This is a genomic window from Streptomyces sp. ERV7, assembly GCF_001653515.1.
Lineage (GTDB): Bacteria > Actinomycetota > Actinomycetes > Streptomycetales > Streptomycetaceae > Streptomyces.
In genome coordinates this window covers 1-6,945 of sequence record NZ_LYOY01000089.1, presented here as the reverse complement: position 1 = coordinate 6,945, position 6,945 = coordinate 1, and the positions used below count along the sequence as shown (strand labels likewise).

At 69.0% G+C, this 6,945-nt stretch carries 6 protein-coding genes and 1 pseudogene; all 7 read left to right on the top strand.

Translation table 11 applies throughout. From position 1 onward, the window contains the following. Positions 1-4: 4 nt before the first annotated feature. Entirely contained in the window at positions 5-1,462 is a 1,458-nt protein-coding gene (locus A8W25_RS30630; protein WP_067167709.1) for an MFS transporter, read from the top strand. A gap of 140 nt (positions 1,463-1,602) precedes the next feature. Continuing rightward, positions 1,603-2,421, top strand: a complete 819-nt coding sequence (locus A8W25_RS30625) for a VOC family protein (RefSeq protein ID WP_067167707.1) — start codon at positions 1,603-1,605, stop codon at positions 2,419-2,421. A 13-nt stretch (positions 2,422-2,434) separates the two neighbouring features. Further along, a complete protein-coding gene (locus A8W25_RS30620; RefSeq protein ID WP_067167705.1) occupies positions 2,435-3,385 on the top strand; it encodes a Gfo/Idh/MocA family protein in 951 nt (316 codons plus the stop codon). Continuing rightward, positions 3,382-3,795 (top strand): annotated as a pseudogene (locus tag A8W25_RS35880) (aldo/keto reductase); the annotation flags it as partial. The gene A8W25_RS30620 and the pseudogene A8W25_RS35880, both read left to right, overlap by 4 nt. An 86-nt stretch (positions 3,796-3,881) precedes the next feature. Next, positions 3,882-4,172 carry an aldo/keto reductase gene (locus A8W25_RS35875; protein WP_420708540.1) on the top strand — a complete coding sequence of 97 codons (291 nt, stop codon included), beginning with the start codon at positions 3,882-3,884 and terminating at the stop codon, positions 4,170-4,172. Then, on the top strand, positions 4,169-6,418 hold the full coding sequence (locus A8W25_RS30610; RefSeq protein WP_067167703.1) for an ATP-binding cassette domain-containing protein: 2,250 nt from the start codon (positions 4,169-4,171) through the stop codon (positions 6,416-6,418). The genes A8W25_RS35875 and A8W25_RS30610 overlap by 4 nt, the downstream gene beginning before the upstream one ends. Positions 6,419-6,457: 39 nt before the next feature. Continuing rightward, positions 6,458-6,945, top strand: a 488-nt coding sequence (locus tag A8W25_RS35315; RefSeq protein WP_234386686.1) for a hypothetical protein, incomplete at its 3' end; no start/stop codon positions are given.

Below are 6,945 nucleotides of genomic sequence, written 5' to 3'. Positions count from 1 at the left end.
TTCCGTGACTGCTCCCTCGTCGGCGGCGGTGGACCCCCGCCGTTGGGTGGCGCTGGTCGTCCTGCTCATTGCGGCCTTCATGGACGCGGTGGACGTCACCGTGGTCAACATGGCCATCCCCCACATCCAGGAGGACACGGGCGCCTCGACCGCCCAGATCCAGTGGGTGGTCGGCGGCTACGCCCTGGCCTTCGCGCTCGGTCTGATCACCGGTGGACGCCTGGGCGACCTGTACGGCCGCAAGCGGATCTTCCTCGCCGGCATCGCCGGATTCACCCTCGCTTCGCTGGTGTGCGGCATCGCCACCACCCCCGAAGTGCTGCTCGGCGGCCGGATCGCGCAGGGCGCGGCAGCCGCATTGATGGTGCCGCAGGTGTTGTCCATCGTTCACGTCTCTTTCGCGAAGGAGGAGCGCGGCAAGGTCTTCGGTGTCTACGGGGCCATCACCGCGCTCGGCGTCCTGGCCGGGCCGCTGGTCAGTGCGCTGCTGGTCGAGGGTGACCTGTTCGGGTGGGGCTGGCGGCCGATCTTCCTGGTGAACCTGCCGCTGGGCGTGGCGGGCCTGGTCGCGGGTGCGCTGCTGATCCGCGAGTCGAAGGCCGAGCGCGCGGTCCGGCTCGACCTCACCGGCATGCTGCTGTCCGTCGTCGGGCTGCTCTTCCTCGTCCTGCCGCTCATCCAGGGGCGCGAGCTGGGCTGGCCGGTGTGGACGTGGGTGATGTTGGCGGCCTCGGTGCCGGTGCTCGCGCTGTTCGTCGCGCATGAGCGCCGGGTGATAGCCCGGGGCGGCTCCCCGCTGGTCGCACTCTCCCTGTTCACCCGCAGGAGTTTTGCGGGTGGCCTGGGCGTGCAGCTGCTGTTCGGGCTCGCCTCGGGTGTGTTCTTCCTAGCCTGGACGCTCTACCTGCAACTGGGCCTCGGCTTCTCCCCGTTGAAGGCGGGCCTGTCCGGACTGCCCATGTCTTTGCTGCTGATGGCCGGGGCCGGGATCTCGATGCAGGTCCTCGTGCCGCGCTTCGGCCGCCGCGTACTCCAGGCGGGCGCGCTGATCGCAGCGGCAGGGATGGTCCTGTTCGCGTGGCTGACCGGACAGTACGGGGCGGACATCGCGCTGTGGCAGACGATGCTGCCGCTGGTGCCGATGGGCATCGGCATGGGCCTGATCGTCGCCCCGCTCGCCGACATCATCCTCTCCGAAGTCCCCCACGAGGACGCCGGTTCGGCCTCCGGCCTGAACAACACCACCGTCCAGCTCGGCCAGGCCGTCGGCACCGCCCTGTCCTCGCTGATCTTCTTCAACCACCTGGGCGGCGACGGCAACCCCGTCACCCAGGCAACCAGGATGCCCGACGCTTTCGCGCACACGCTGCCCTATGTCGCCGCCGCGTTCTTCGCCGCCTTCGCGCTGCTGTACGCCGTGCCGCGCACAGCCGGCAGCAAGGAGAAAACCGCACGATCTTAGGACGCCAGATGTCCTAAAAGGTCTCTAATGTCAGAAATGAGCGAGTACGGCGGGCGGCATCGTGCAGCATCGCCCGCCGGACCCAACGATGAACGGTGGAAGCGCAAGCGCGCACTCCACCCCGGCCAAGGAGGAATGTCATGGGTTTCATGGATCCCGGAAACGTCGTCTGGTTCGAGATCAGCACCGCTGACGGCCAGGCCGTCAAAGACTTCTACGGCTCGCTGCTCGGCTGGAGCTTCGCCGTCGACCCCGACTCGTCCGTGAACGGCGTCACCTACACGCGGATCATGGCGCCGGGCATGCCCTTCCCCATGGGCGCGATCTACGACAACGCCCACAGCCCCGAGGAGACGATGAACGTCTCCATCGTCTCGGCCGACGTCGCCGCCGACCAGAAGAAGCTGGAGTCGCTCGGCGCGAGCGTGGTCGTCCCGGCCACCCAGGTCTCCGATGTGACCACGTTCGCGCGGCTCGCCGACCCGCAGGGCAACGTCTTCTCGCTGTTCCAGAACAACCAGACCCCCGAACGGCTCAAGGAGTTCGCCGGGCAGGCCGGCGAGCAGATGCAGGAGATGGCGGCCAAGCCGGGACCCGGCTCATACGCCTGGTTCGAGATCGGCACCACCAACCCCGCAGCGACGCAGGACTTCTACAGCCAGGCGTTCGGCTGGCGTCTCGTCTTCGACGACAGTGCCGGCGGCAAGCAGTACTACAACGTCTTCACCGGCAACCAGTGGCCCTCCGGCGGCATGTACGACCTCGGCGCGGACGGCATCGACTACCTGATGCCCGACTTCCTCGTCCCCGACGTACCCGCCGTCACCGCGAAGGCCCAGGAGCTGGGTGCCACCGTCGAGTTCGGCCCGGACGCCAACCCCGACGGGCTCGTCTACTCGCGGATCGTCGACCCGCGCGGCAACCGCTTCGGCCTGTTCTCCATGCCCACCGCCGCATAAAGGGAGAGACATCATGAAGATCGCCCTGCTGGGTACCGGCTTCGGCCAGGCCCACGCCGGTGTCTACGCCGCGCGCGGCGACGTCGAGGTGGTCATGTTCGGGCGGAACCCCGACAAGACCGCTGAGACCGCCGCACGGTTCGGCTTCGCCGCCTCCACCGACCTGGACCGTGCCTTCGAGGACGACTTCAACCTCGTGGACGTGTGCCTGCCCATCCCGCTGCACGCCGAGTACGCGCTGCGCGCCCTAGAGGCGGGCAAGCACGCCCTGGTCGAGCTGCCGCTCGCCGACAACCTGGCCGATGCGCAGCGCGTGGCCGAGGCTGCCGCGCGCAGCGACAGACAGGTGTTCGTCGACATGTTCGAGCGGTTCATCCCCGCCAACCAGGCCCTGACCGATGCCGCACGGCAGGGCACGTACGGGCGTCTGGAACAGCTGACGCTGTGGAACCTGACCGCGCCGCTGTGGCCGGGTGCCTCGCTGGGTTTGCGGGCCTTGCCGCTGGAGGCCATGCACAGCGACATGGACATCATCACGCGCACCCTCGGCAAACCGCACAGCATCGACGTCACCACCGTCGCCCGCAACGAGGACAGCGCCTCCATCGAGGCGGCACTCCGGTACGACGGCGCCTTCGCCCGCGACTCGGTGTCCGCACTGATGCCCATGTCCTGGGGCGCCCGCGGCGGCTACACCGCCACCTTCAGTGAAGGCGTACTGGAGTCCGTCTCCACCATGGGCTTCGACGGCAAGCCCTCCGGTGCACTCACCGCGTACACCGCCGAGGGCGCACGGGAGGTGGAGCTGGCGCCCGCCGACCAGTACACAGCGATGATCGACCACGTGCTGGCCTGCCTGCGCGGCGAGGCCGAGAACGAGATCGCCCCGGCCTCCGTGCTGGACGCCCTCGAACTCACCCTGGACGTGGACCGGCTGGTCAACGGCGCCACATCCGGCCGATGATCCCGGCGATCGGGTTCGGGACCTGGCAGCTCAAGGGCGACTACGCCTACCGGGTCGTCTCGCTCGCCCTGGAAGCGGGGTACCGGCACCTCGACACCGCCGCGCTGTACGGCAGCGAGGAGGCGGTCGGCAAGGCGCTGGCCGCCAGCAGTCTTCCGCGCGCCGAGGTGTTCGTGACGACCAAGTTCGCCCAGCGCCGCCCCGGTGGGGAACGGGAAGCGCTGGAGCGGTCGCTCGGGCTGCTCGGTTTGGACCACGTCGATCTGTGGCTGGTGCACTTCCCGCTCAAGGACCCGTACGAGAACATCACCGTGTGGGACGCCTTCCTGGCCGCCACTGATGAGCGCCTGGCCACTGGGGCCGGGGTCAGCAACCACAGCCTGCCCCAGCTGGACGCGCTGACCGCCCAACCGCACATGCCCCGGCCGTCAACCAGGTCCGGTTCAACCCGACCCTGTACGACCCGGCCGTCATCGAAGGGCACGCCGAGCGCGGGGTGGTCCTTGAAGGGCACAGCCCACTGCGACTGCGGGGGCCCGGACTGGGCCACCCTGCCCTCGTCGAGATCGCCTCCGCACGCGAGGCGACGCCGGCGCAGATCGTCATTGCCTGGCACGTCGCGCACCGGATCCCGATCATCCCCAAGTCCGGCCACCCGGACCGCATCTCGGAGAACTTCCTCGGCGCCGGCCTAGAACTCGACTCCGAGGAGATCGCCCGCATCGACGCCCTGGGGGCGGCGACCGCCGCGCCCCGTCCCCCGCGCAGATCGCCAGAGAGATCATGAACCAGGAAATCGTCATCGAGGGCGCCCGCGAGCACAACCTGCAAGGTGTCTCGCTGCGCATCCCCAAGAACAAGATCACAGTGTTCACCGGGGTGTCCGGCTCCGGCAAGTCGTCGCTGGTGTTCTCCACGATCGCGGTGGAGGCCCAGCGGCAGTTGAACGAGACCTTCACGACCTTCGTGCGCAACCGGCTGCCCCGCTACGAGAAGCCGGACGCCGACCGCATCGACCACCTCTCCACGGCCGTGGTCGTCGACCAGAAGCCGATCGGCGCCAACGCCCGCTCCACCGTGGGCACCTCCACCGACATCGCCTCGGTCATCCGGCTGCTGTTCTCCCGCGCCGGCGTGCCGTCAGCAGGGATGGCGACGGCGTACTCCTTCAACACGCCCGAGGGCGCCTGCCCGACCTGTGCCGGGCTCGGCCGCACCGTGCAGCCCGACCTGGACACGTTCTTCGACACCGCCAAGTCGCTGAACCAGGGGGCGCTGCTGTTCCCGATGTTCAACGTCGGCGGGGTGCAGTGGAACCTGTTCACCCGCACCGGCCGCTTCGACCTCGACAAGCCGCTGAAGCGCTATGCGCAGCGGGACTGGCAGCGCCTGCTGCACGGTGAAGCCGGCTCCACGTCGGCCTCCGACGAGGGCCTGCTCCCGCGCTTCGAGCGGCTCTACCTGAGCCGGGACATCTCCACCCTCTCGCCGCGCACCCGCAAGGCGGTCGAGGAGTACACCATCCAGGGCACCTGCCCCACCTGCCGGGGTGAGCGGCTCAGCGAGGCCGCGCTGAAGACCCGCATCGACGGACACGGCATCGCCGACTACATGACCATGGAGGTCACCGAACTCGTCGACGTGCTCGGCAAGATCCACCATCCCCTGGGCACGCCGCTGGCCGCGCAGGCCGCCGCCGGGCTGCGGCGCCTGGACGACATCGGCCTCGGCTACCTGAGCCTGGGCCGCGAAACCTCCACCCTGTCCGGCGGCGAAGCCCAGCGCCTGAAGATGGTCCGCTTCCTCGGCTCGGCGCTCACCGGCATGACGTACATCTTCGACGAGCCCTCCACCGGCCTGCACCCGCGCGACGTGGGCCGCATGAACACCCTGCTGCGCGAACTGCGCGACCGTGGCAACACCGTCCTCGTCGTCGAACACGACCGCGACGTCATCGCCGCCGCCGACCACATCGTCGACATGGGGCCCGGCGCCGGTACTCACGGCGGCCGCATCGTCTACCAGGGCACCCCCAAGAGCCTGCGGAAGGCTGGCACGCGTACCGGCCGGCAACTGCGCCGCACACCAGAACTGAAGCAGGCGCCCCGCACCCCCACCGGCCGCCTCACGGTCGCCGACGCCGCCCTGCACAACCTCAAGAACATCACCGTCGACATCCCCACCGGTGTCCTGACCGTCTTCACCGGCGTCGCCGGATCGGGCAAGTCCACCCTGGTCACCGAGGTGTTCACCGCCCAGCACCCCGAGGCCGTCGTCATCGGACAGGGCGGCATCGGCATCTCCTCGCGGGCCACCCCTCTCAGCCACCTCGGCGTCATGGACGCCGTCCGCACGGCGTTCGCGAAGGCCGGCGGGGTGGATGCCGGGTACTTCAGTTTCAACTCGCGCGGCGCCTGCCCCGTCTGCCACGGCAAGGGCGAGATCACCGCCGACATGGCGTTCATGGACCCGGTCACCACGCTCTGCGAGAACTGCGGTGGCACCCGCTACGCCCCCGACGTGCTCACCCACACGCTCGACGGCAAGAACATCGTCGAGGTCCTCGCCCTCACCGCCGAGGAAGCCACCGACTACTTCACCGACCGCACCATCACCCGCAAGATCAATCTGCTGAACGAGGTCGGCCTCGGCTACCTCACCCTCGGCCAGCCCCTCTCGACGCTCTCCGGCGGCGAACGCCAACGCCTCAAACTGGCGGGAGAACTCCACCAAACCGGCGGCGTCTACGTCCTGGACGAGCCCACCACCGGCCTGCACATGTCGGACATCCAGACCCTCCTCGCCCTCCTGGACCGCATGGTCGACGCGGGCAACACCGTCCTGGTCATCGAACACGACCTCGACGTCATCGAGCACGCCGACTGGATCATCGACCTCGGCCCCGACGGCGGCAGACACGGCGGCCAGATCATCTTCCAAGGCACCCCCGCAGACCTCCTGACGACGAAGAGGTCCTTCACCGCGGAGCACCTCCGCCACGACCTCGGCCTCCCCAAGCGGTCCCACGCATAGGGCCGGCAGGGCACTGCGGGGTGCCGTTCACTGATCGCTTTGACCCTGCACGGCGTTCAGTGCCCGCTCGGCGATCCGCCGCAGGTGAGGGACGAGTTCAGGCGGGCCGAGCAGGGTGTAGTCAAGGCGCAGAGCAGCGATGCGGTAGGCGAGGTACCCGGCGGAGTCAACGGCCGTGCGCAGGAGGCAGTTGTCCTCGTCGAGCTGACTTCTGCTTCATCTCGGCGCGAGTCAGAGGGGCAGATTCAAACCGAGCGCGTTGCTCCAGACGATGACGGCTGCTCCGTTCCTGCCTGGGGTCCCAGGTTCTCCGCCCTGGGTGCCGCCGTTGCCGCCGGAGCCGACCTGTGGGGGGCTCAGCGGGGCGAGGGAATGGCCCGGGGCGCCTCGTCCGCCGGACGTGCTGATCCCGTTGCCGCCGTTAGCACCGGTGAATTGCAGCGGGACCGCGCCGAGGCACTCGCCTTTGCCGCCTCCGCCTCCCACGCCGCGCTCGGAACGATCCGCATAAAAGTGGTTCTTACCGC